The sequence below is a fragment of the Actinomadura sp. 9N407 genome, from assembly GCF_044326315.1.
Classification (GTDB): domain Bacteria; phylum Actinomycetota; class Actinomycetes; order Streptosporangiales; family Streptosporangiaceae; genus Spirillospora.
In genome coordinates, this window is the sequence record NZ_JBIRAW010000004.1 from 402,008 (window position 1) to 424,167 (window position 22,160).

Consider the following 22,160-nt stretch of genomic DNA (forward strand, 5'->3'; position numbering starts at 1 on the left):
GAGCCTAGTGACCGATCGTGGCGGACCCGGGTGGGACGCGGTGGCTGTTGCAGACATTTGTCACGGTTCGCCCGAACCTCCAGTAAGACGGGCGTTACCATCTGGCTGGTGCACGCCCCCTCCCCGACATTCCAGCCGCCCCCGCCGAGCCTGCCTTCCCCAGGCCGCTCCCGGAGGCGCTTCGTCGTGCCACTGGCGGTGGTGGGCGTCGTCGCGGTGCTGCTGGCCGTGCTCGGCGTCACGGGCGGCCTCGCGGAGACGCCGCCGCAGCCGGTCAAGCAGGCGGGCGAGGAGATCGACCAGGGCCGGTTCAAGGTGACCGTACGGGACGCGCGGATCGCGGCGAGGAACGCCTTCGGACCGGGCAAGGAGCGCTACATCGTCGTGCGGATGCGCGTGGTCAACACCGGGAACGACACCGCCTCGCTCAGCGGGAGCGGGCTGTCAGGGGGCGTGGCCGCGCGGACGAAGGCCGGCAAGTGGGTCAAGCCGGACGATGCCGAGGGCCTGGTCGCGGGATCCAAGACCTCCGTCATCCAGCCGGGCCTTCCGGTGGAGGCGTCGGTCATGTGGAAGGCGGGCCCGACCGACGCGCCCCGGCAGTTCACCGTGGGGCTGCGCAGGTGGGCCTACGAGCCCGGCTTCACCGACTCCACGTACCGCTGGCGGCTGGACACCAAGGGCGACAAGATGGCCGGACGCCTGACGCTGACGGTGGCGCAGTCATGAACGTCCAGGCGATTCTCGTACGGGGCGGCGCCGGCATCACCGGAACGGCGCTGCTGGCCACCGCGATGTGGCTGTACACGCTGCGTCCCGACGTGCGGGCCAAGGAACTGGAGCCGATCCGTACCGGCGGCGAGATCGGCGCGGTCGTCACGACCCCCGACTTCCGCCTCCGGGTGGAACGCGTGGACGCCGCCCGTTCGCTCTCCTCCACGCTCGGGAATCCCGAGCGGACCGAAGGGATCTTCCTCATCGTCCGGTTCCGGGCATCGAGCCAGAAGGAGCCGATCAAGCTCCAGTCGATCGTGCTGGAGACGCCCGGCGGGTACAGCTTCCGCCCGGCCCCGCGGCTCGGGACGAGCTCCGCCTCGATCCCCGAGTTCCAGCCGATGATCTGGACCAAGTCCGCGCATGTCTTCGAGCTCCCACAGCAGGCCGCCGCCGGAGCCAAGCTCGTGGTCGGTACGGGCGGGCTGCTTCCCCAGCTGTCGTCCGCCGTCGAGGTCGACCTGGGCCTCACCGACGCCAAGGTCGAGGCGGCGGCCGAGGCGTACGACCTGCGCGGGGGGAGACCATGACCGGACGGCATGCGTACACGCCCGCAGAGCCCCCGAAGCCCCCGGAGCCCTCGGAAGAGGACCCGTTCGAGCGGACGCGGCCCGACCCCACCCCGGTACCGGTCATGGGACCACGGGACCGGCGGTTCCTGGAGTGCATGGCGCTGCTGACGCTGCTGCCCATCCTGCTGGTCCTGCGCTGGAACGTGGACGCCGACCTCGCCGCCAAGGTCGTCGACCCGCCGGAGAAGCAGACCGTCGTGCCCCGTACGACGGTCGCGACCTGGCGGAACGTGAAGTGGCGGCTGCACGGACAGGCGGTCGGCGGACCCCCTCCCGGTCAGGAGCCCGAGGTGGCCGTGCTGCAGCTGACCCTGGCCGTCAAGCCGCTGGACGACGCGAGCGCCAAGGGGCTGTACGGGCTCAAATACAGCGTCGCCGACTCCGAAGGGCACGCATGGACGGCCTCGGGCTCCCTCGCGACGCCCCCGCGCGGAGGCATCGCGACGAAGCTGACCGTCAAGGTCGCGCTACCGCGTTCCAAGACGGATTCGGTGATGTTGGAGATCCGGCCGCCGCGGTACCTGCATCCCCATGGGCCATTGCCTTCGCTGCGTTTCGCACGTTGACCCTGGTCATCACGAGGTTGAACGTGGCGGCCAGCAGGCAGATCCGCAGGATCTCGAAGACCAGGCCCGTGCCGAACCCGACCAGCGACTGGCGGGGCAGCCACCAGTCCAGCGGGTGCGCGCCGACCAGCTCGTACACCTGCCGCGCGGCCACGTTCTCGAGCACGTGCAGCCCCATGAACAGCGCGCAGAACGCCCCGAACGGCACCAGCCCGGACCGGCGTACCAGGCGCAGCCCGTACCAGGCGGGGAGCCACAGGTCGCGGATACCGCGGGTGAGAACCTCGCGGGGGCTGTTGTGGCGCTCGATGCCGCCGGCCCGGGCCAGCCGCCGGCCGGCGCGGCCGCGGCCGAGCACGACCTGCTCGTCGCCGGCGTCCAGGCCCAGGATCACCCCGGCGACCACCAGCCAGATGAGCCCGCCGAGCACCGCGTACCGGAGCGCGGGCCACAGCTCCAGTACGGGCCCGGCCGTCTCCGTCAGCGCCTGCCAGGCCTTCCGGGCGGTCACCCAGTCCCCGGCCGCCTTGCGCAGCTCGTCGATCGTGAAGAGTCCGAACAGCGCGAAGTTGACCTCGAAGAACGCCAGCAGCATGCCGCCCGCCCCCGGCAGCCGGTGCCGCAGCAGCCATTCCGCGAGCAGCTTGAGGCCCAGGAACGCGACGGTGAGCCCGATCGCCAGCGCCAGATGCTTCTCCAGCTGGATCAGCATGCCCAGGCCCTTGGTGTTCCCCTCGAATCCCTCCTCGGCGAACCCCCGGCTCTGCGCCAGGTTCGCGAAGTCCCGGGCGTCCTCGCCCTGCATCCCCCAGGCCAGGTAGAAGATCACGAACGGCAGCACCGCCCGGCTGATCGCGCCCGTCACCGGCTCGTCGTTGCCGACCGCCCAGGGCGTGAGATCCCCGTCCGCCTCCCGCGCGTGCACCACCGCCAGCCCCTCGCGGACGCAGTGCACCATCACCACCGTGATCGCCAGCGAGATCATCACCAGCAGGCTGACCGTGACCAGCGGCGCCACGTTCGCCATCGGCCCCTTGATCACGCTGAGCCGGTAACCGCCCTCCAGGACCCCGAAGCGCAGCAACTCCCCGACGGTGAACCAGAGCGCGAGCGGCAGCACGAACCGTCCCGCGAGCGCGAGCGTGGCCCACGGCAGGATGATCGGCGAACGAGGGGACAGTCCGAGCACCAGCCAGATGGTACAGATCCGGACGAACCAGGACCCTGTCCTTGCAGCAGAAACACCGAACCGGCGGATCCGGCCCCCGACCGCCCCGCCAGTCCGAGGCTAGAGATCAATGCGGGCGAGTTCGTCCCCGGCGCCTATTTGGGCGAGCGAGGAGATTGAACCGGGGGTTGAGGGTTCTCGCGCCGATGGCCTGGGTGGGGTGGGCTTCGGCGGCGAAAGTCTCCGGGGTGGGTTCAACGAAATCGTTGAAGACATGACTGTTGGAGAGAACGAAAGAGCCCGGGCGGGCCGTGCCGTTCGGGGGCGCGGGGGTACGGAAGGGCCGGCTTCTGGACGGCGGCGGTGGTGGACGCTGCCGGTGGTGAGCGCCGCTCAGCTGCTCGTGGTGCTGGACGGGACGATCGTGAACATCGCCCTGCCGTCGGCGCAGGACGCGCTCGGGATGTCGGACGCGAGCCGGCACTGGGTGATCACCGCGTACGCGGTGGCGTTCGGCGGGCTGCTGCTGATCGGCGGCAGGATCAGCGGCGCACTCGGGCATCGGCGGACGTTCACCGTCGGGCTGGTCGGGTTCGCCGCCGCGTCGGCGGTGGGCGGGGCGGCCGTGAATCCCGAGATGCTGTTCGCGGCGCGGGCGCTGCAGGGGGTGTTCGCCGCCGCGCTCGCGCCTGCGGCGCTGTCGCTGCTGACGACCACGTTCACCGAGACGCGGGAGCGGGGCCGGGCGTTCGGCGTGTTCGCGGCGGTCGGTGCCGCCGGGTCGGCCGTGGGGCTGGTCCTCGGGGGCCTGCTCACCGAGTACGCGGGCTGGCGGTGGTGCCTCTACATCAACGTCCCGATCGCGGCGCTGGCGGTGCTCGGCGCGACCGTCGCGCCAAGGGACCGTCCGCTGAAGGGCGGAGGGTTCGACGTCGCGGGGGCACTCCTCAGCGCGGCGGGCTTCGGGGCGGTGGTGTACGGGTTCAACGAGGCTCAGCCGCTCGGGTGGGGCTCGGCCAAGGTGGTGGCGCTGCTGGTAGGCGGCGTCGTGCTGCTGGCCGCGTTCGTGGCCGTCGAGGTGCGGTCGTCGCGGCCGCTGCTGCCGATGCACGTGCTGCTGGACCGGGCCCGCGCCGGGGCGTTCATCTCGATCACCCTGATGTTCGTCGCGATGTTCGGGTTCTACCTGTTCATGAGCTACTACACCCAGACGGTGCTGGGCTACTCGCCGGTTCAGGCGGGCATGACGCTCATCATCAACGCGCTGGCCGCCCTGATCGGCTCGACGCTCATCGCTGGGCGGCTGCTGGGACGGGTCGCGCCCGGCGCACTGATCGTGCCGGGCCTGGCGGTCGCCGCCGCCGGGATGTTCATCCTGACCTTCCTGACGGCGCAGAGCAGCGACGTCCTGCCGCTGTACCTGGCGCCGGCGATGGTGCTCACGGGGCTGGGCCTCGGGTGCGTCATCCCGCCGACCGCGAGCCTGGCCACGGCGGGGATGCAGGGGTACGACATCGGAGCGGCGGCCGCGGCGTACAACGCCTCCCAGCAGCTCGGGGCCGCGCTCGGCACGGCGCTGCTCAACACCATCGCCGCCAGTGCGGCCGCGTCCTATCTGGGGTCGGACGGGGACGCCGCGACCGTGCACGGCTACGCCACGGCGCTGGCGGTCGCCTTCGGGATCCTGCTCGCCGCCGCCTGCATCGCCGTACCGCTGACCCGGCCGCGGAGGAGGGCGGGCGCCTAGGAAACGACAGACCCCGCCGGCCCGTGGGTACGGGACGGCGGGGTCTGTTCAGGCGGTGGGCCTGGTCAGATCGCGACCTGGAGGGCTGCGACTTCACCGGTCTTGGCGCTGATGGTGCTGTCGACGCTCACACCGCCGGCGGCAAGGACGCGGACGGTCCAGTCGCCGTCGGCGGCGAAGAAGCGGAACACGCCTTCGTCGCCGGTGACGACCTCGGCGGTGAACTCACCGGTCGAGTCGAGCAGCCGGGCGTAGGCGCTGGACACCGGGGTGCCGTCACGGGTGACGGTGCCCTGGATGACGGCCTCGTTGGTCAGGTCGACGGTCGCCGGCAGGTGCGCCGTCTGCTCGGGTGCTGCGCAGCCCTGGGTCATGATGTTCTCCTTCTCCGCCGTGCTCGGCGGGATGATCTCCGGTACGGGCGGAAGGGTGATTACTTGGGGTCGCCGAGCTCGACCGGCACGCCGACGAGCGAGCCGTACTCGGTCCAGGAACCGTCGTAGTTCTTGACGTCGGGCAGGCCGAGCAGCTCGCGCAGGGCGAACCAGGTGTGCGAGGAGCGCTCGCCGATCCGGCAGTAGGCGATGATCGGCTTGCTCAGGTCGACGCCGGCCGCGGTGTAGATCTCGCGGAGCTCCTCGTCGGACTTGAACGTGCCGTCGTCGTTGGCCGTCTTGGACCACGGGATGCTGCGCGCGGTCGGCACGTGGCCGGCCCGCTGCGCCTGCTCCTGCGGCAGGTGGGCGGGAGCCATCAGCTTGCCGCTGAACTCGTCGGGCGAGCGGACGTCGATCAGGCCCTTGGTGCCGATGGCGTCGACGACCTCGTCGCGGAAGGACCGGATGCTGAGGTCCTGGTCCTTGGCCTTGTAGGAGGTGCCGGGCCGCTCGGGCACGTCGGTGACCAGCTCGCGGGAGTCCAGCTCCCACTTCTTGCGGCCGCCGTCGAGCAGCTGGACCTTCTCGTGGCCGTACAGCTTGAAGTACCAGTACGCGTACGCGGCGAACCAGTTGTTGTTTCCGCCGTACAGAATGACCAGGTCATCGTTGGCGATGCCCTTGGACGACAGCAGCTGCTCGAAACCGGTGCGGTCGACGAAGTCGCGGCGGACCGGGTCCTGCAGCTCGGTCTTCCAGTCGATCTTCACGGCGCCACGGATGTGGCCCTTGTCGTAGGCGGAGACATCTTCGTCGACCTCGACGAGAACGAGGCCGGGCGAGTCCAGGTTCGACTCGACCCATGCGGCGTCCACCAGGACGTCTGAGCGGCTCATGCGGGAACCTCCCTGTCGGAACGGATCTTCGTGGTGATGCGGCGGATCAGCGGGTACATCTCGCAGCCGAGGCAGAACCCGAACGCCGCGTTCAGGAACGCCGCCCCCAGCGCGAAGGCGGTGGCACCGATACCGAGCCAGGTGAGGCCCAGCGCGTAACCGATGGTCCCGGCCAGGGCGAATCCGAGCCCGACCGCCTGGGCGAACCGGGGCGGGGCCGCGTCCTCGAGCTCGGCGGGCGGGCCGATCCGGGGGCGGACCAGCGTCCGGAAGACCAGCCCGTACGGGGCGTACCCGAGGCCGAGGAAGGTCGGGATCGCGAAGATCACGGCCTGGACGGCGAGGAGCACCCAGTTTCCCGTGACCAGGACGGCGATCAGGACGATCGTGGTGATGGCCGCGGCCAAGCGCTGCCCACGCGGATCAACCTGCATCGGGGTGCTCCTGGCGGAGAGAATCTGTGCGTACGAGCGGAAGTCGACGTGCTCGGGAACGGCGGGCGCGATGCCTCAGGCCATACGACAGAGCGAAGCCGACAGGCGGCAGAAGTCCACCGCGCGACGCTTCGTGAGCAGCTGCTCTGTCCAGTAACGCACGGTCCGATGGTAAGCCGAGATCCGTGGCGATGTCACATCCGTCTCGGCTTTCGAGACAGTGACACTTGCCTTGACGCAGGTCATCGCCGTCCCGCTCACGTGATGGCCTGGCCGAGAGCGGCGATGACATCGGCCTTGCGGGGCTGTCCGGCGGCCCGCTGGACGATCGTTCCGGTGCCGTCCAGGACGAGCACGGTGGGGGTACGGAGCACGTTCAGCTCGCGGACGAGTTCGAGCCGGTCCTCGGCGTCGATCTCGATGTGGGCGACCCCGTCGACCATCGCGGCGACCTCGCCGAGGATCCGGCGGGTCGAGCGGCAGGGGGCACAGAACGCGCTGGAGAACTGCACCAGGGTGGCGCGTTCGCCCAGCTCAGCACCCAGCGCTTGAGCTTCGAGACGTCCGTCCACGCTTCCCTTTCGCAGCGTTCCGTCGCGGTGCCGCCTGATCAGCCCGAAAACGGTGGCCGCCAGAAGCACCACGGCCGCGACCAGTGCACCTTCCACGTACCCCTCAACGGCGCCGGCGCCGGGTCTCTTCCCGCTCAGGCGGGAATGCTGAGAAGCGGCCGGCCGTCCAGCGTGACGATCTCGAACGAGGAGAGCTGCTCGCGGTGGAACATGGTGGAGCCCATGTACTGGCCGAAGCCCTTCCGGTACGCGACGTGCCAGCTCCCCAGCATGTCCCGCTGCCCGTCGCGGGCGACGGCGAAGAACCGGCACGTTCCGCCGTACGGGGCGCCCGCCAGGTACAGCTCGATCTTCGTGCCCCACTTCTTCCGGTAGAGGACGATCTCGCCCTTCACACCGGCGTCGGCGGCGCGGATCCTCTCGGCTCCCGGGCTGGTGGTGATCGAGGGCGAGGAAGGCGTCACGGGGACGGCGACGGGCTCGTCCTTCACCGAGGTCAGCAGGGCTCCGGCCAGAACCCCGACCAGCAGCAGCGCGCAGGCGGCCAGCGCGGCGGGTGCCCACCACAGCCGTCCGGCGGACGGCGGTCGGCGCAGGATCGGCAGCCTGCGGCGCTTCTGTGCGGCGCGGGTCAGGAGCGAGTCGAGCAGTTCCGGTGGCGGCCCTGCCATCTGCTCGATCTGCCGTTCGGTGACCCGTCCCAGCAGGGCGGGAAGGCCCGCCAGCCCGGCCAGCTCGTCCCGGCAGGCCGGGCAGCCGTCCAGGTGGGAGTCCAGCCGGGTCCGCTCGCCCGGCTCGATCGCGCCCAGGACGTACACGCCGAGCGCGATGCGCATCTCCCCGCAGTCGTTCATGGCGCCAGCCCCCGCTCCTCCAGCGCGAGTTTGAGCGCCCGCAGGGCGTAGTAGCTGCGGGACTTCACGGTGCCGGCCGGGATGCCGAGCGCCTTGGCGGCCTCGGCCACCGAACGGCCCCGGTAGTACGTCTCCACCAGGACGGCGCGGTGCTGCGGGCTGAGATCGGCCATGGCCTCGGCCACTGTCCACGACTCCAGCGCCCGGTCGATGTCGTCGGAACCGGCGGCGGTCATCATCAGGTGCTCGTCGATCCCGGTCTCGATCGGGCGCGCGCGCCTGGCCCGATGGGCGTCCACCACCAGGTTGCGCGCCACGGTGAACAGCCACGGCCGTACGGGACGTCCCGCGAGCGCGTCGGGATGCCGCCAGGCGCGCAGCAGCGTTTCCTGGACGATGTCCTCCGCCTGGGGCCGGTCGCCGCCGGTCAGCCGGAGGACGTAGCCGAGGAGAGGTCCACCGTGCTCGTCGTACAGAGCACGGAGCAATCCCTCGTCCGCGGTCGGGCCCACACAACAGACACGTACGCCTGTCCGTATCGGTTCACAAGGCCCGGCCCGCAATCGTGATCTTCTTGCCCCGGCGGCCGGCCGGCTCGCGCGCGCAGGCGGCCCAGGCGAGCAGCGCCAGGACCAGGACGGCCGCCCAGATGAGGTGGGTGTCGTCGAACCGTTCGTGCTCCGGCGGTACGAACAGCGCGAACCGGGGCGGGACCACCGCGGCCACCACGAAGATCGCCAGGACCGCGCCCCCGACCGCCGCCCCCGGCGCGGTCGCACCGCTGAACCGTACGGCGGCCCCGGCCAGCCCGAGCGTCAGGGCGAACAGCCCCGCCGCCTCCAGCGTCACCTCGGCCCATGGCAGGGCCTTGCCGCCGGAGCCCGCGTACCCCAGGCCCAGCACCGCCGCCCACCAGACCGCCACCACCGGCAGGACAAGCGCAACGCGCAGGGCCTGGCGCACGGGCCGCTGAACCGGCACCACGTCGGTGATGTCCCGGGCCGGGTCTTCCAGGACGAACGCGGCCCCCAGCGCCCCGGCGAGCGCCGCGATCCGGAGCAGGGTGAGCAGCGTGCCCACGTCCCCGTTCCCGCCCACGGCGGCCGGAGCGGCGATCAGGGCGAGGCCCAGCCCGCCGGCTCCGGCCAGCGCCTTCCAGGGCAGCGTCCTCGCGGCGGGGCGGATCAGCGCGTTCGGCTTCATGCGCACTTCCAGTCCCGGTCGACGGCGGCCTCGGCCGGGACGGTGACGCCGAGCAGAGCGGCGGCGCGGTCGGGCGTGGTGCTCGGCCGTACGAGCTCGGCCCAGGACGCCTTGACCTTGGCGGCCATCTCCGCCGTGGGCCGGTCCAGCATCGCCTTGACGACGGCGTACTCGCGATCGCGCACCACCAACGGACTTACCGGCGCGGCGATCATGCCCATGCCCCCGGCGCCTGCGATGGCGGCCCGCGCCTCGCCGTGCTGGGCCTCGCCGTCGGGGATGCCGCTGATCGCCATCCACATCATGACGATCCCCCGGGCGTCGCAGTACACGCCCGACTCGGACTCGTCGTTCACCACGAGCCCCCGGGCGAAGCTCGCCGCGAACTCCAGCCGGCGCTCACCGTCCCACGCGGTGCCCACGGTGACCTCGCCGGGAGAAGCGGGCGGCAAGCCCCGCATCCCGGAAGGGCCGTCGAGCGCGTAGACCTGCTGCCGTACGGTGAGCTCCCGCGTCGCGGCCGGCGCCCCGGCCAAGGAGCGCACCCCTTCGGCGACCTGGCGCCATTCGCCGATCCAGGGCTTGAATTCGGGGAACGCGCAGTACGTCGTCGGCATGCGGCGTTCGCAGTCCTGGACGGAGGCGGGCTCGTTGGTGGCCTGCTCCCTGGCCGCGACCAGCTCGGCCGACGGCCCCTGGACCTGCATCGTCGCGCCGACCAGCGTCACGGCCAGCGCACCCGCAGCCGTGGCTCGGATCGCCACCGTACGGCCGCCGCTCACCATGACCGCGACCAGGACCAGCAGCAGGGCCAGGCCCGCGAGGTACAGCACGTGCCAGCCGGCGGGCCTGCCCACCAGATCCGCCGGCAGCGGCCGCGCGCCCTCGCCCGCGACCAGCGGCGCCAGCCAGCGCAGCCCGCCGGGCTCGGACACGAAGACGAACGTGATCGCGATGAGGACCACCACGGCCAGCGGCCCCGCGAGCACCGAACGCACCAGCCGGGCCAGCATCACCCCCAGCCCGCCGAACAGCAGCACCAGCAGCGGGCCGGTGAGGAGTTCGGAGACGGGGACAGGGCCCACCGCACCGGGCCGCAGGGCCTCCCGCGCGAACCCGCCACCGATCACGAGCACCGCGACGAGCGCCAGCGGCACGAGCGAGAGGGCGTGCGCGACCGTACGGCGCCATCCGGGCAGGACGAGGACACCGAAATGCGCCTCGGTGCCGTGGCGACGGGACCGCAGTACAGCCGCGTTCACCGCGACCAGGCCCGCGAACCCGATCATGAGTGCCCCGAGCTGCGTCTCGCGCCCCACCTCGTGCAGTACGGGGAAGACCTCCTCGCCTGCACCCTTCGGCCACATCAGCAACGTCACGTACCCGAGCACCGCGAGGACGACCAGCGGATGCAGCAGCAACCGCCGCGACTCGACCCGCGCCAGCGCGAACACCGTCCGCCCCATCACCGACCTCGGCACGGGCATCGGCACCCGCCGCTCCTTCTCCAGAACACTCACGCTGCCGCCTCCACCATCCCGTCGAGGGCCAGCAGGTAGCCGTCCTCCAGCGTCGGCTCGACCAGCTGCGCTCCGGCCGGCGGGTGGCCGACGTTGCGGAACTCGCCGGTGCCGGTACGCCAGCCCGCCAGGGCCTCCGGGACGCGGTCGGCGCTCGACCACACCCGGCCCTCGGCCAGCGCGGCCAGTTCGGCCGGGGTGCCGTCGAACCGCACCCGCCCGTCCTTCATGACCACGACGCGGCGGCAGAGCATCGCCACGTCCTCGGTCTGGTGGGTCGACAGCAGGACGGTACGGCCCTCGCCCGCCTCGGCGATCAGCTCGCGGAAGCGCATCCGCTGCTCCGGGTCCAGGCCCACGGTCGGCTCGTCCAGGACGAGGAAGCCCGGATCGCCCACCAGGGCGGCGGCGAGGGCCACCCGCTGCCGCATCCCGCCGGACAGGGCCTTGATCCGCTTGCCGCGCACCTCGGCGAGGCCGACGGAGTCCAGTACGCGCCGTACCTCCGCGTGCCGGGCACCGCGATGCGTCATCTCCTTGAGGATCGCCACGTAGTCGACGAACTCGAAGGCCGTGAAACCCGGATGGAAGCCGGGGTTCTGCGGCAGGTAGCCCAGGACCCGCCGGGCTTCGGTACGGCCGCGTACCGACGAAGGATCGTGGCCCAGCACGCTCAGCGAGCCCTGGTCGGGACGCATGGCGGTCGCCAGCAGCCGCAGCAGCGTCGTCTTGCCCGCGCCGTTGGGGCCGAGCAGGCCGGTGACGCCGCGTTCGAGGCGCAGCGACACCTCGTCCACCGCCCGGGTGCCGCGGTACGCGAGGACCAGCCCCGATGCCGTGATCGTCATGTCAGCCTCCTGGCCGCGAATCGGAAGGACGTGTCGAGGTGGCGGCCGTTCTCGAACCGGTTCCGGACGGCCACCAGGAGCGCGACCGCGGCGAGCGCGGCGACGGCGCCGCCGGCCCTCCCGGCCGCCGTGAACGGGAAGAACATGTGCTGGGCGACCAGGTAGTTGAACCCGAGCGCCGCCATCCAGCAGGTACCGACCAGCGCGGGCGCGCCGACCGGGCCCAGCCAGGGCATCAGCGACAACCCGAGCGCCGTGAGCGCCAGAGCGGGTAGCAGCCAGCCCGCCGCGACCGTCGCGAACGAGGGCATCGCCAGGCTGCCGACCAGGGCCAGCGGCACCGTGGTCGCCAGGACCGCGAGCGCCCGCAGCATCAGCAGCCGGAACGTGTGCAGCGGCGCGACCACCGCCATCTCGTACGTCGGGTCCAGTCCAGGGCCGAACGACAGCGTGACCCCGGCCAGTGGCAGAAGCGGAGCCGTCGCCAGCAGCAGCAGCGGTGTCGCCGTACGGCCCACCGCGATGCTCAGCACCAGGACCGTGACCACCGCCAGCAGCCATGACCGCCGCAGCACCGGCGTCGCCGCCAGCAGCCGGGCCGTGTGCTCGGGTACGCGCACCTTGAGCAGCAGCGATTCGGTGATCCCGGGACGCGGCGCGTCCATCTCGTCGGAGATCCGCGCCCAGCCGGCCTCCAGGACGGCCGGATCGGTCTGCTGCGCGAGCACCGCACGGCAGTGCCCGCAGGCCTTCAGGTGCTCGTCCGCCGACCACAGCAGGGGCGGTGCGAGCCGTCCGGCCACGTACGCCCGCAGGTCGTCATCGGGCAGATGCCAGGTCATGCCAGCTCCCCCCGCAGTTGCCGGCGGGCCCGCATGGCCCGCGTCTTGACCGTGCCGGAAGGGATGCCGAGCAGGACGGCGGCCTCCCGTGTGGTGAGGCCGTCGATCACGGTCGCCTGGAGGACGGCGCGCAGCTCGGGCGACAGGCGTTCGAGCGAGCCGCCGAGATCGCCGTGTTCGACGCCCGCCAGCACGCGTTCCTCGGCGGACTCCTCCTGCCGGTGCCGTACGCGGGTCAGGGCCTGCCGCAGCCGTCCGCGCGCCCCGTCCCCGCGCAGCGCGTCGATCAGGCGCCGCGAGCCGATCCGCCACAGCCAGCCGGCGACATCGCCGTCATGCCGGTAGCGGGCACTGCCGCGCCACACCGCCAGGAACGTCTCCTGTACGACGTCGTCCACGACGGCCTGGTCGGCGCACCGCGTGCGCAGGCGCGCCGCCAGCCAGGGCGCGAACCGCCGGTACAGCTCCTCGAAGGCGTGCCGGTCGCCGTCCGCGGCGGCTCTGAGGAGCTCCGCGTCGCCGTCCGGCCCCGCCCTGTTCATTCCGGTCACACCCCCTCATCGGAACGAGTCACCGTTCCGGTTCACGGGTGCGCCGGAACGCCTACGACTGCGCGAGCTTGCTCAGCTGGAGGTTCTCGGCGGTCGCGGCGACCCGCAGTCCTTCGGGGGTCGGCTGGACCTCGCTGATCCGCGAGCCGACGGGCAGGTCGGTGACCGGGACGGTCCAGGTGAGCTGCCGCTGGATGAGGTTCAGCGGGATCTGGGCGCCGCCCGTACCGACCGAGACGGGGGTGATGGCCAGGCCCTTGTCGACGACCTTGACCGACACGACCGCGGTGCCGTTGAGCGGGAGGCCCATGAGTGAGCCGGTGAGGTCCACCTGGAGGTCGTCGCCCTTGGGGCCGATCTTCTTGACCTCCTTGGGCGCGCGCTGCTGGATCGCCCCGTACGGGATCACGGCGGACGCGGTGGCCGTCCGGACGGTCATGTTGGCGGAGTTGCCCGCGGTGACGTCGCTCAGCGGGGCCTTCAGGCCGCGCATCTCGATCTTGACGTCGGTCACCCGGACGTCCTCCTGGGTCCAGTCGCCGATGCCCACCTCGATCCGGTCGTACTCGCCGCCGACCGCCTGGGTGAGGAACGGGAAGCCGTGGATCTTGACGTCCGGCTGCCGCAGCAGGTTGTACTGCGACTGGATCTGCTGCCCGATCTGGTCCTGGGCGATCCGGACCCCGATCCGGTCGGTGGCGATGACGCCGCCGACGACTAGGACCAGCAGGACCAGCAGTACCTTCCGCATGGACTCTCCTCAGGACGTCGGCGTCGCGGGGGACGGCGCGCGGCGCGCGCGGGAGGGCTCACATTAGCGGGGGGCACCGCGGCGTCGAGTCGCCCCGCAGAATGACATTCCGGTCTTCTCCCAGCACAGCTGTGAGATCAACGCTGTGACATCAACCACCCGCGAACGGGGGCAGCACCTCGACGACGCCGCCCTCCGGCAGCGCGATGGCCGCGTGCGGCCGCGTACCGACCGGGGTGCCGTCGACCAGGAACGAGCTGCGCTCCACGACGCGACCGAAATCGGGTGTTCGCCCATCCAGCCGGGCCGCCGCCGCGAGCGCGTCGGCCAGGGTCACGGCGTCGTACGGCTCCTCGTGTACCCCCGCGGCGGCCTTCGCCGCCGCCCAATATCTCAACGTTCCCTTGGCCATGACCCAAGCGTCTCATTCCGCTGCCCTTACGGTCCCGTCACCATGCGCCCATTGCCCCGATGGTCACCTCGGATATGCTCAGGGGAGAGGGATCCGGGCGATGGGGCCAGGAAGTTCATCCGAACAGTCCAGCGTGGCGCCGCGTCGCAAGCCCTCAGGCCGAGGTGTCGCCTCGCCGGGCGAGGACGATGGGCCGCCTGGATCCTGATCATTCTGGGAGGCGGCACTTGAGCAGCTTGCTCCTGCTGACCAACGCTTTGGAACCTTCCGACGAGGTCCTGCCCGCGCTGGGCCTCCTGCTGCATTCGGTACGGGTCGCGCCCGCCGAGGCGTCCGCGCTGATCGACGCGCCACCCGCCGACGTGGTGCTGGTCGACGCCCGCCGCGACCTGGTCCAGGCCAAGAGCCTGTGCCGGCTGCTGCGCACCACCGGGCTCGACTGCCCGCTGCTGGCGATCGTCACCGAGGGCGGGCTGGCCGCGCTGAGCCCCGAATGGGGCCTGGACGACGTGCTGCTGAAGACCGCGGGGCCCGCCGAGGTGGAGGCCCGGCTGCGGCTGGCCGTCGGCCGCGCGGCCGCGGGCGCCGAGGCCGACGACATCCCCGGCGAGATCCGCAGCGGTGAGCTCACCATCGACGAGGCCACCTACACCTCGCGGCTGCGCGGCCGGGTCCTGGACCTGACGTTCAAGGAGTTCGAGCTGCTGAAGTACCTCGCCCAGCACCCGGGCCGGGTCTTCACCCGCGCGCAGCTCCTGCAGGAGGTGTGGGGGTACGACTACTTCGGCGGCACCAGGACCGTGGACGTGCACGTCCGGCGGCTGCGGGCCAAGCTCGGCGCCGAGTACGAGTCCCTCATCGGAACGGTGCGCAACGTCGGCTACCGCTTCGTCCCCGACCACCGTCCGGGCAGCGACTCCGAAGAGGCCAAGCCCGTCCCCACCGGCTGACCCCACGTTGACAGGCTGACCCACGTTGACTCGTGGCGTGTTCGCCTCTTTCACCGGGGTGGAAGGGCGAACACGCCACGAGTCAACCGTCAGCCGAAGCGGCCGGTGATGTAGTCCTCGGTGGCCTTCTGCTCCGGGTTCGTGAAGATGTTGCTGGTGTCGTCGATCTCGATCAGCTTGCCGGGCTTTCCGGTGCCGGCGATGTTGAAGAACGCGGTCCGGTCGCTGACCCGGGCGGCCTGCTGCATGTTGTGCGTCACGATCACGATCGTGAACTGGCTCTTCAGCTTGGCGATCAGGTCCTCGATCGCCAGCGTGGAGATCGGGTCCAGCGCCGAGCACGGCTCGTCCATCAGCAGCACCTGCGGCTGGACGGCGATGGCGCGGGCGATGCACAGCCGCTGCTGCTGGCCGCCGGACAGGCCGGCGCCGGGCTTGCTCAGCCGGTCCTTGACCTCGTTCCAGAGGTTGGCGTCCTGCAGCGAGCCCTCGACGATCTCGTCGAGGTGGGCCTTCTTGCGCACCCCGTTCAGCTTCAGCCCGGCGGCCACGTTGTCGTAGATCGACATGGTGGGGAACGGGTTGGGGCGCTGGAAGACCATGCCGACGACGCGGCGGACGGCGACCGGGTCGACGGCCTGGTCGTACAGGTCCTCGTCGTCCAGCATGACCTTGCCCTCAACGCGGGCGCCCGGGATCACCTCGTGCATCCGGTTGAGCGTGCGCAGGAACGTGGACTTGCCGCAGCCCGAGGGGCCGATGAACGCGGTCACCGAGCGCGGCTCGACCGTCATCGAGATGTCCTCGATGGCGTGGACGCCGCCGTAGTAGGCGTGCAGCCCGGAGACTTCGATCCGCTTGGCCATGGGGTGAATGCTCCTTGTCGAGTGGTCGCGAGGCTCAGTGGCCGCCGGACGGGCGGTACATCCGGGCGACCAGGCGGGCACCCAGGTTGAGCAGCATGATGATCAGGATCAGCACCAGCGCACCGGCCCAGGCCCGGTCGATGGAGTTCTGGTTGGGGTCGGCGGCCTGCTCCCAGATGAACGTGGGCAGCGAGGCCTGCGGACCGTCGAACGGGTTGGTGTTGATCGCCTTGGTGAAGAAGATGGTCAGCAGCAGCGGGGCGGTCTCGCCCATCACGCGGGCGACGGCCAGCATCACGCCGGTGATGATCCCGGTGAGCGCGGTGGGCAGTACCACGAACAGGACGGTCCGCCAGCGCGGCACGCCCAGCGCGTACGAGGCCTCGCGCAGGTCGTTGGGGACCAGCTTGAGCATCTCCTCGGTGGCCCTGACCACCGTCGGGATCATCAGGATGGTCAGCGCCAGCGCGCCGGCGAACCCGGAGAACTTGTAGCCGAACGTCAGCAGCCACAGCGCCAGCACGAACAGGCCGGCCACGATCGACGGGATGCCGGTCATCACGTCCACGAAGAAACTGATCGTGCGGGCCAGCCGGCCGCCGGCGCCGTACTCGACCAGGTAGATCGCGGTCATGATGGCGATCGGGACCGCGATCACGGTGCTGATCGCCACCTGCTGCAGGGTGCCGATGACGGCGTGGTAGGCGCCGCCGCCCGCGTCCCGGCCGCTGAGCCCGTTCATCGAGAACGCGAAGAAGTCGGCGTCCAGCCGGCCGATCCCGTTCACGAACACGGTCCACAGCACCGACACCAGCGGGATCATGGCGAGCGCGAACGCCCCGTACACCAGTACCTGGACGACGCGGTCCTTGACCTTGCGGCCGGTGGCGACCGAGGTCAGGCTGCTGCCCTGCGGGTCGGGGGCGGCCTTCTTGGTGACGGTAACGGAGGTCACACGAACTCCTTGCGGCGGGCGACGACGGCGCGCGCGGCCATGTTGACGAGCAGGGTGATCACGAACAGCACCAGGCCGGAGGCGATCAGCGCGCCCTGCCCGGTCCTGGTGGCCTCGGCGAAGCTGTTGGCGATGTTGGAGGCGAACGTGGCGCCGCCGTTCTCCAGGATGTGCCAGTTGATCCCGGGCACGAAGGTCAGCACCATCGCGACCGCGATGGTCTCGCCCATCGCGCGGCCGAGGCCGAGCATCGAGGCGCCGATCATGCCGGACCGGCCGTACGGCAGCACCGACATCCGGATCATCTCCCAGCGGGTGGCGCCCAGCGCCAGCGACGCCTCGATGTGCGCCCGCGGCACCTGCAGGAAGACCTCGCGGGAGATCGAGGAGATGATCGGCAGGATCATGATCGCCAGCACCACCGAGGCGGTGAAGATCGAGTTCTTGCCGGGGCTGTCGCCGCCGAACAGCGGGATCCAGCCGAGCACCGAGTTCAGGAACGCGCTGACCGAGTCCATGTGCTTGGCCAGGAAGATCAGGCCCCACAGGCCGTACACGATGCTGGGCACCGCGGCCAGCAGGTCCACCAGGTAGCCGAGCCCGCCGGCCAGCTTGCGCGGCGAGTAGAACGAGATGAACAGCGCGATCCCGATCGCCACCGGGGTCGCGATCAGCATCGCCAGCAGCGAGGACACCACGGTCCCGAACGCCAGCTGGGCGATCCCGAACCGGGGCGGCGCGGCGTTGGGGTCCCAGGCCTCCGAGGTCAGGAAGCTGGCCTCGTTGTCGCGCAGTGCCGGGATCGCCTTCCAGATCAGGAACACCGCGATCGCGGCCATGATGGCCAGCACGATGATCCCCGAGCCGCGTGCGGCGGAGACGAAGATCTTGTCACCGGCGCGGCCGGTGCTCATGCGCTTGCCGGTGGCGCGATGTCTGGCTCCGGCGGCCGTCTCGACGCCGGTGTCGGTGGTCACGAGGTGCCCTCCTCGAATGGCTGCTGCTGGGTCGGCTGTACGGGCCGCCGCGTCGCGGGCGGCGGCGGAACCCACGGCGGCCCCGCCACCGAGATCGTCGGTGGCGGGGCTGCCGTTGTCGGGATCGAGGGTCAGGACAGGGCCTTCACAGAGCCCTGGACCTTCGTCAGGACGCTGGCGGGCAGCGGGGCGTAGCCGATGTTGGTCAGGATCTTCTGGCCGTCGGCGCTGGAGGTGTAGGTGAGGAAGGACTTGACGAACGCGGCCTGCTCGGCCGGCAGCCCCTTCTCACAGGCGATCTCGTACGTCACCAGGACGATCGGGTAGGCGCCCGGCTCCTTGGTGGTGTAGTCGATGTCCAGCGCGACATCGTTGCCGGTACCGACGATCTTGGCGCCCTGGACGGCCTTGGACGCGCTGTCGGCGGTCAGCGCGGTGTACTCGCCGGCGCCGTTCTTGACCTTGGCGGTCTTCAGGTCGTTGGACTCGGCGTACGACATCTCCACGTAGGAGATCGTGCCGGGCGTGTTCTTCACCTGCGCGGTCACGCCGTCGGACTTGTTGGCGCCCTGACCGGCCTTGGCGGGCCACTTCTTGGCCGGCTCCCAGGTCCACGCCTTGGGCGCGGTGGCCTGCAGGTAGCTGGTGAAGTTGTCCGTCGTACCCGACTCGTCGGCGCGGTAGACCGGCTTGATCGGGGTGTTGGGCAGCTTGGCGTCCGGGTTCTCCTTGGCGATCGTCGGATCATTCCAGTTCTTGATCTTGCCGGAGAACGCGTCGGCGATGGTGGCCGGGGACAGCTGCAGCGAGTCCACGCCGTCCACGTTGAAGATCACCGCGACCGGCCCGACGACCATCGGCAGGTTGAGGGCGTTGCCGCCCTGGCAGCGCTGCTTGGCGGCCGTGACCTCTTCGGGCTTGAGCGCCGAGTCCGAGCCGGCGAACGCCACCTGTCCCTGGGTGAACGCCTGGATGCCCGCGCCCGAGCCGCTGGGCTGGTAGTTGAGGTTGGCCCCCGCGCACTTCTGCGCGTAGATCTTGGTCCACTCCTCGATGGCGTTCTTCTGCGCGCTCGAGCCCGCCGCGTTCACGGTGGCCTTGGCGCAGTCGATGTCGCCCTTGGGAACGTTCGCGGTGTTCGTCCCCTGGTTGTTGTCACTGCCGCAGGCGCTGAGGGTGAGCGCGCCCGCCACGACCAGGCCACCGAGGGCGGCAAGCCGAGAACCGTTCTTCACCGGGAGGTCTCCTCTAAGTCCGTTAAGCGGCGTCCCCACCGGGTGGTCTGGAGCAGTATGTCCAGGTAGAGGGGCACCGTCAGGTAGGACGCTAAGCAGGAGAGGTGACCAGGCACCCTGATCCAGGTGAACGCAGAATGAACGCCATTGGCCACGGCCGCGAAGTCTGCCCCGCTTTGCCGTGACCGACGGGTTAACAGCCCAGGTCAGTAGCCCTAAAAGCCCGTTTTGTCGGGCTTCAGGAGGCGGACGGTGAGCTTCCGTACATCACGTCCACGGCGTGCCGGGTGAACCCGAGCGACTCGTACAGCCGGACGGCCGCGGCGTTGGATTCGTCCACGTAGAGCAGGATGTACGGGACGCCACGCCGCTGCAGATGATGCAGGCCGGCAAGGGTGAGCGTGCGCCCCAACCCCATCCCCTGGGCCGCGGGATCGACCCCCACGACGTAGACCTCACCGGCACCGTCCGGATGGGTCTTGGTCCAGTGAAAACCGAGCACGCCCTGCTCGTTCTCCGCGAGGAAGAAACCGTCCGGATCGAACCACGACTCCCCCTCCCGCTGGAGCAGGTCGTCCATCGTCCAGGCCCCCTGCTCGGGGTGGTCGGCGAACGCACGGGCGTTGACGTCGAGCCAGGCCTGCTCGTCCCGCCCAGGCACGAAGGCACGCAACCGCACACCACTTGCAGCCGTGAACTCAGGAAGCGGGTCGACCGCGGGCCGGCGCATCTGAAAAAGCACCCGAACCCGGCTCATACCTTCCGACCCGGCCAGTGCGGCGGCAGCGGGCAGATCCCCATGCGCCCAAACCCGCAGCGGCGCGTTCACGTCCAGAACAGCCCGCAGCAAAGCACGGCCATGCCCCAGACGGCGATACTCAGGATGAACGACCAGCTCGGCAGCGGCGCTCTCCTCATCCGTGGCCGGATCCACGTGGGCATACCCCACGACACGCCCGGCCGACACGATCGTCAGCCCGTGCCCGCCGTCCCGCAGGCGCAGCAGCGCGTGCTCCGACAGCGGCCCCACCCCGTCGGCCGCGGTGGCGGCCTCGGCAAGGGCGAGGGCCTGGGCGATCTCGGACGCGGACAGCCGTACCTCAGTCATGATCGTCAGCCTATGCGGCGAGCCGGGAAGCACACCCCTCCACCCCTGGTCAAACCGACACATAAACGTCATTGAGTCGCAGGGAACCGGATGCCGGATTCTCTTAGCGTGCGAGCCATGACTCGACGACGCATCATCCTGGCGTGCGGCACCGCGGTGGTCGCCGCGGTGGCGGTGGCGGCGCAGCCGGCCGCCGCGCACCCCGCGCCCGCAGCGTCCGTACGGCTGCTGTCCCTCAACGACTTCCACGGCAACCTGGAGCCGCCCACCGGCAGCTCGGGCACGGCCATCGACGAGACCGGCACGCCCGTCCCCGCGGGCGGCGCCGCGTACGTCGCGACCCACCTCAAGCGCCTGGCCGACCGCAACACGCTGCGGGTGGCCCAGGGCGACATGATCGGCGCCTCGCCGCTGATCTCCGCCGCGTACCACGACGAGCCCTCGGTGGAGTTCCTCGGCAACGTGGGCGTGACCGCGTCGGCGGTCGGCAACCACGAGTTCGACGAGGGCTACCGCGAGCTGCAGCGGATCCAGTACGGCGGCTGCCACGCCGTGGACGGCTGCTCGCCCGCCGGTAAGTGGAAGGGCGCCAAGTTCGACTACCTCGCCGCCAATGTGATCCACGAGCACAGCGAGAAGCCCGTCCTCAGACCCTGGACGATCCGCAAGATCAACGGGGTGAGGATCGGCTTCATCGGCGTCGTCACCAAGACCACCCCGACCATCGTCAGCGCGGACGGGATCAAGGGCCTGCGGTTCGACGACGAGGTCACGGCCGCGAACAGGGCCGCCCGCGAACTCAAGCGCCGCGGCGTCCGCTCGATGGTCCTGCTCGTCCACGAGGGCGACCAGGTGCCGTCCGGGCAGCGTCCCGACACCTGCGGCGTGGTCCCCGGCGCCGGTACGCGCATCGCCAAGGACGCCGACCCCGAGATCGACATGGTCCTCGCCGGGCACACCCACCAGCAGTACGTCTGCAACGTGACCGACCCGAACGGCCAGCCCCGGCTCTACTCGTCCGGCTCGTCCTTCGGCCGCGTCATCAGCCAGATCGACTTCAAGGTCGACCGCCGTTCCGGCAACGTCGTCCGCTCGTCCATGAAGGGCGACAACCACGTGGTCACCCGGGACGTACCGGCCGACCCCAAGACCGAGACGTTCGTGCAGACCTGGAAGGACCGGGTCGCGGAGAAGGCGAACAAGCCGGTCGGCAGCATCACCGCCGACCTGACCCGCACACCCTCACCTTCCGGCGAGACCGCACTCGGCGACGTCATCGCCGACGCGCAACTGGCCTCGATGAAGGACCAAGGCGCGCAGATCGCTCTGATGAACCCGGGCGGCGTACGGACCGACCTCGTCCACAAGGCGTCCGGCTCCGAGGGCGACGGCGTCGTGACCTACGGCGAGGCCTTCGCGGTCCAGCCGTTCAGCAACGTGATGGGCGTGGTCTCGCTGACCGGCGCCCAACTCGACAAGCTGCTGGAACAGCAGTGGACCGGCTCCGGCGAGAAGATCCTGCAGCCGTCCGCGACGCTGAACTTCACCATCGACCGGTCCCGCCCGATAGGCGACCGCGTCTCAGCCATCACGGTAGACGGCCGGCCCGCCGACCCGGCGGCCACCTACAAGGTCGCCGCCAACAACTTCCTCCTGGGCGGCGGCGACGGCTTCACCACGTTCACCGAAGCAACGGACCAGGTCCTAGGCCCAATAGACCTAGACGCCTTCGTGGAGTACCTGACAGGCAACTCCCCCATAACCCCGCCCCAACCAACCCGCATCTCAGGCAGCTAGTTCACCGCGTCCGGAGCGTTGACTCGTGGCGTGTTCGCCTGAAAACGCCAGGGCCATAGGCGAACACGCCACGAGTCAACGGAAGCGGGTGTCAGGGGCAGGCCGGGTAGAGGGCCCTCGTTCCGGTCGAGTACGCGGCGGGGTCGCTGAATCGGCAGCCGTAGGCCGGGTCGGCGACCGTGCTC

The 22,160-nt window shown here is 70.6% G+C and carries 25 protein-coding genes; 6 read left to right on the forward strand and 19 right to left on the reverse strand.

Translation table 11 applies throughout. The features are described 5' to 3' along the window. Positions 1–186 precede the first annotated feature (186 nt). Genes ACH34Q_RS09465 through ACH34Q_RS09475 form a run of 3 tightly spaced genes read left to right on the forward strand, consistent with a single transcriptional unit; the run spans position 187 to position 1,912 of the window. On the forward strand, positions 187–729 hold the full coding sequence (locus tag ACH34Q_RS09465) for a hypothetical protein (RefSeq protein ID WP_395982415.1): 543 nt from the start codon (positions 187–189) through the stop codon (positions 727–729). Further along, positions 726–1,304, forward strand: coding sequence for a hypothetical protein (locus ACH34Q_RS09470; RefSeq protein WP_395982416.1), 579 nt, complete (start codon positions 726–728; stop codon positions 1,302–1,304). Before ACH34Q_RS09465 ends, ACH34Q_RS09470 begins: the two co-directional genes overlap by 4 nt. After that, a complete protein-coding gene (locus ACH34Q_RS09475) occupies positions 1,301–1,912 on the forward strand; it encodes a hypothetical protein (protein WP_395982417.1) in 612 nt (203 codons plus the stop codon). Before ACH34Q_RS09470 ends, ACH34Q_RS09475 begins: the two co-directional genes overlap by 4 nt. Here the strand turns inward: ACH34Q_RS09475 and ACH34Q_RS09480 are convergent. Next, complete coding sequence (locus ACH34Q_RS09480; protein WP_395982418.1) at positions 1,803–3,101, reverse strand: hypothetical protein; 1,299 nt, start codon at positions 3,099–3,101, stop codon at positions 1,803–1,805. The two genes, ACH34Q_RS09475 and ACH34Q_RS09480, sit on opposite strands and share 110 nt — an antisense overlap. Before the next feature lie 361 nt (positions 3,102–3,462). Between ACH34Q_RS09480 and ACH34Q_RS09485 the strand changes: the two genes are divergently transcribed. Continuing rightward, the gene (locus tag ACH34Q_RS09485; RefSeq protein WP_395982419.1) at positions 3,463–4,827 is read left to right on the forward strand and encodes an MFS transporter; all 1,365 of its coding nucleotides are present in this window, start codon (positions 3,463–3,465) and stop codon (positions 4,825–4,827) included. Positions 4,828–4,892: 65 nt separating this feature from the next. On the opposite strand, the gene ACH34Q_RS09490 is transcribed toward ACH34Q_RS09485, so the two are convergent. The 13 genes from ACH34Q_RS09490 to ACH34Q_RS09550 all read right to left on the reverse strand — a co-directional run bounded on the left by ACH34Q_RS09490 (position 4,893) and on the right by ACH34Q_RS09550 (position 14,087). Then, complete coding sequence (locus tag ACH34Q_RS09490) at positions 4,893–5,201, reverse strand: DUF1416 domain-containing protein (RefSeq protein WP_395982420.1); 309 nt, start codon at positions 5,199–5,201, stop codon at positions 4,893–4,895. 59 nt (positions 5,202–5,260) lie between these two features. Further along, entirely contained in the window at positions 5,261–6,100 is an 840-nt protein-coding gene (locus tag ACH34Q_RS09495) for a sulfurtransferase (RefSeq protein ID WP_395982421.1), read from the reverse strand. Continuing rightward, entirely contained in the window at positions 6,097–6,534 is a 438-nt protein-coding gene (locus tag ACH34Q_RS09500; RefSeq protein ID WP_395982422.1) for a DUF4395 domain-containing protein, read from the reverse strand. Before ACH34Q_RS09500 ends, ACH34Q_RS09495 begins: the two co-directional genes overlap by 4 nt. 257 nt (positions 6,535–6,791) lie before the next feature. Then, positions 6,792–7,145: a TlpA family protein disulfide reductase gene (locus ACH34Q_RS09505; RefSeq protein ID WP_395982447.1), complete on the reverse strand. Its 354-nt coding sequence runs from the start codon at positions 7,143–7,145 to the stop codon at positions 6,792–6,794. 95 nt (positions 7,146–7,240) lie between these two features. Then, positions 7,241–7,960: an anti-sigma factor family protein gene (locus ACH34Q_RS09510; RefSeq protein ID WP_395982423.1), complete on the reverse strand. Its 720-nt coding sequence runs from the start codon at positions 7,958–7,960 to the stop codon at positions 7,241–7,243. Further along, positions 7,957–8,472, reverse strand: coding sequence for a sigma-70 family RNA polymerase sigma factor (locus ACH34Q_RS09515; RefSeq protein WP_395982424.1), 516 nt, complete (start codon positions 8,470–8,472; stop codon positions 7,957–7,959). The genes ACH34Q_RS09510 and ACH34Q_RS09515 overlap by 4 nt, the downstream gene beginning before the upstream one ends. 31 nt (positions 8,473–8,503) lie before the next feature. Next, the gene (locus ACH34Q_RS09520; protein ID WP_395982425.1) at positions 8,504–9,163 is read right to left on the reverse strand and encodes a hypothetical protein; all 660 of its coding nucleotides are present in this window, start codon (positions 9,161–9,163) and stop codon (positions 8,504–8,506) included. After that, a complete protein-coding gene (locus ACH34Q_RS09525) occupies positions 9,160–10,683 on the reverse strand; it encodes a hypothetical protein (protein ID WP_395982426.1) in 1,524 nt (507 codons plus the stop codon). The genes ACH34Q_RS09520 and ACH34Q_RS09525 overlap by 4 nt, the downstream gene beginning before the upstream one ends. Next, a complete protein-coding gene (locus ACH34Q_RS09530) occupies positions 10,680–11,531 on the reverse strand; it encodes an ABC transporter ATP-binding protein (protein ID WP_395982427.1) in 852 nt (283 codons plus the stop codon). Before ACH34Q_RS09530 ends, ACH34Q_RS09525 begins: the two co-directional genes overlap by 4 nt. Further along, complete coding sequence (locus ACH34Q_RS09535; RefSeq protein ID WP_395982428.1) at positions 11,528–12,373, reverse strand: zf-HC2 domain-containing protein; 846 nt, start codon at positions 12,371–12,373, stop codon at positions 11,528–11,530. Before ACH34Q_RS09535 ends, ACH34Q_RS09530 begins: the two co-directional genes overlap by 4 nt. Beyond that, positions 12,370–12,915, reverse strand: a complete 546-nt coding sequence (locus ACH34Q_RS09540) for an RNA polymerase sigma factor (RefSeq protein ID WP_395982429.1) — start codon at positions 12,913–12,915, stop codon at positions 12,370–12,372. Before ACH34Q_RS09540 ends, ACH34Q_RS09535 begins: the two co-directional genes overlap by 4 nt. Before the next feature lie 61 nt (positions 12,916–12,976). Beyond that, positions 12,977–13,675, reverse strand: coding sequence for a DUF2993 domain-containing protein (locus ACH34Q_RS09545; RefSeq protein WP_395982430.1), 699 nt, complete (start codon positions 13,673–13,675; stop codon positions 12,977–12,979). 151 nt (positions 13,676–13,826) lie between these two features. Beyond that, positions 13,827–14,087, reverse strand: a complete 261-nt coding sequence (locus ACH34Q_RS09550) for a MoaD/ThiS family protein (RefSeq protein WP_395982431.1) — start codon at positions 14,085–14,087, stop codon at positions 13,827–13,829. Positions 14,088–14,314: 227 nt separating this feature from the next. On the opposite strand from ACH34Q_RS09550, the gene ACH34Q_RS09555 reads away from it, so the two are divergent. After that, positions 14,315–15,037 carry a response regulator transcription factor gene (locus ACH34Q_RS09555; RefSeq protein ID WP_395982432.1) on the forward strand — a complete coding sequence of 241 codons (723 nt, stop codon included), beginning with the start codon at positions 14,315–14,317 and terminating at the stop codon, positions 15,035–15,037. Positions 15,038–15,126: 89 nt separating this feature from the next. Here ACH34Q_RS09555 and pstB read toward each other — a convergent pair whose 3' ends face one another. The 5 genes from pstB to mshD all read right to left on the reverse strand — a co-directional run bounded on the left by pstB (position 15,127) and on the right by mshD (position 20,178). Further along, positions 15,127–15,903: a phosphate ABC transporter ATP-binding protein PstB gene (gene pstB, locus ACH34Q_RS09560; protein ID WP_395982433.1), complete on the reverse strand. Its 777-nt coding sequence runs from the start codon at positions 15,901–15,903 to the stop codon at positions 15,127–15,129. 34 nt (positions 15,904–15,937) lie between these two features. Beyond that, positions 15,938–16,858 carry a phosphate ABC transporter permease PstA gene (gene pstA / locus ACH34Q_RS09565; protein WP_395982434.1) on the reverse strand — a complete coding sequence of 307 codons (921 nt, stop codon included), beginning with the start codon at positions 16,856–16,858 and terminating at the stop codon, positions 15,938–15,940. Continuing rightward, positions 16,855–17,835 (reverse strand): phosphate ABC transporter permease subunit PstC, encoded by a 981-nt coding sequence (gene pstC / locus ACH34Q_RS09570; RefSeq protein WP_395982435.1) that lies wholly within the window; start codon positions 17,833–17,835, stop codon positions 16,855–16,857. The genes pstA and pstC overlap by 4 nt, the downstream gene beginning before the upstream one ends. A 131-nt stretch (positions 17,836–17,966) precedes the next feature. Next, entirely contained in the window at positions 17,967–19,070 is a 1,104-nt protein-coding gene (pstS, locus tag ACH34Q_RS09575; RefSeq protein WP_395982436.1) for a phosphate ABC transporter substrate-binding protein PstS, read from the reverse strand. 238 nt (positions 19,071–19,308) lie between these two features. Continuing rightward, positions 19,309–20,178, reverse strand: a complete 870-nt coding sequence (gene mshD / locus ACH34Q_RS09580; protein ID WP_395982437.1) for a mycothiol synthase — start codon at positions 20,176–20,178, stop codon at positions 19,309–19,311. Between the two features lie 117 nt (positions 20,179–20,295). Here mshD and ACH34Q_RS09585 point away from each other — a divergent pair, with 117 nt between their 5' ends. Continuing rightward, the gene (locus tag ACH34Q_RS09585) at positions 20,296–21,975 is read left to right on the forward strand and encodes a bifunctional metallophosphatase/5'-nucleotidase (protein WP_395982438.1); all 1,680 of its coding nucleotides are present in this window, start codon (positions 20,296–20,298) and stop codon (positions 21,973–21,975) included. Positions 21,976–22,160: the final 185 nt, after the last annotated feature.

Coding starts and splice junctions, on each gene's coding strand:
- ACH34Q_RS09470 (WP_395982416.1), top strand. CDS start 726: ATGAACGTCCAGGCGATTCTCGTACGGGGCGGCGCCGGCATCACCGGA.
- ACH34Q_RS09475 (WP_395982417.1), top strand. CDS start 1,301: ATGACCGGACGGCATGCGTACACGCCCGCAGAGCCCCCGAAGCCCCCG.
- ACH34Q_RS09490 (WP_395982420.1), bottom strand. CDS start 5,201: ATGACCCAGGGCTGCGCAGCACCCGAGCAGACGGCGCACCTGCCGGCG.
- ACH34Q_RS09495 (WP_395982421.1), bottom strand. CDS start 6,100: ATGAGCCGCTCAGACGTCCTGGTGGACGCCGCATGGGTCGAGTCGAAC.
- ACH34Q_RS09500 (WP_395982422.1), bottom strand. CDS start 6,534: ATGCAGGTTGATCCGCGTGGGCAGCGCTTGGCCGCGGCCATCACCACG.
- ACH34Q_RS09510 (WP_395982423.1), bottom strand. CDS start 7,960: ATGAACGACTGCGGGGAGATGCGCATCGCGCTCGGCGTGTACGTCCTG.
- ACH34Q_RS09520 (WP_395982425.1), bottom strand. CDS start 9,163: ATGAAGCCGAACGCGCTGATCCGCCCCGCCGCGAGGACGCTGCCCTGG.
- ACH34Q_RS09530 (WP_395982427.1), bottom strand. CDS start 11,531: ATGACGATCACGGCATCGGGGCTGGTCCTCGCGTACCGCGGCACCCGG.
- ACH34Q_RS09535 (WP_395982428.1), bottom strand. CDS start 12,373: ATGACCTGGCATCTGCCCGATGACGACCTGCGGGCGTACGTGGCCGGA.
- ACH34Q_RS09540 (WP_395982429.1), bottom strand. CDS start 12,915: ATGAACAGGGCGGGGCCGGACGGCGACGCGGAGCTCCTCAGAGCCGCC.
- ACH34Q_RS09545 (WP_395982430.1), bottom strand. CDS start 13,675: ATGCGGAAGGTACTGCTGGTCCTGCTGGTCCTAGTCGTCGGCGGCGTC.
- ACH34Q_RS09550 (WP_395982431.1), bottom strand. CDS start 14,087: ATGGCCAAGGGAACGTTGAGATATTGGGCGGCGGCGAAGGCCGCCGCG.
- pstB (WP_395982433.1), bottom strand. CDS start 15,903: ATGGCCAAGCGGATCGAAGTCTCCGGGCTGCACGCCTACTACGGCGGC.
- mshD (WP_395982437.1), bottom strand. CDS start 20,178: ATGACTGAGGTACGGCTGTCCGCGTCCGAGATCGCCCAGGCCCTCGCC.
- ACH34Q_RS09585 (WP_395982438.1), top strand. CDS start 20,296: ATGACTCGACGACGCATCATCCTGGCGTGCGGCACCGCGGTGGTCGCC.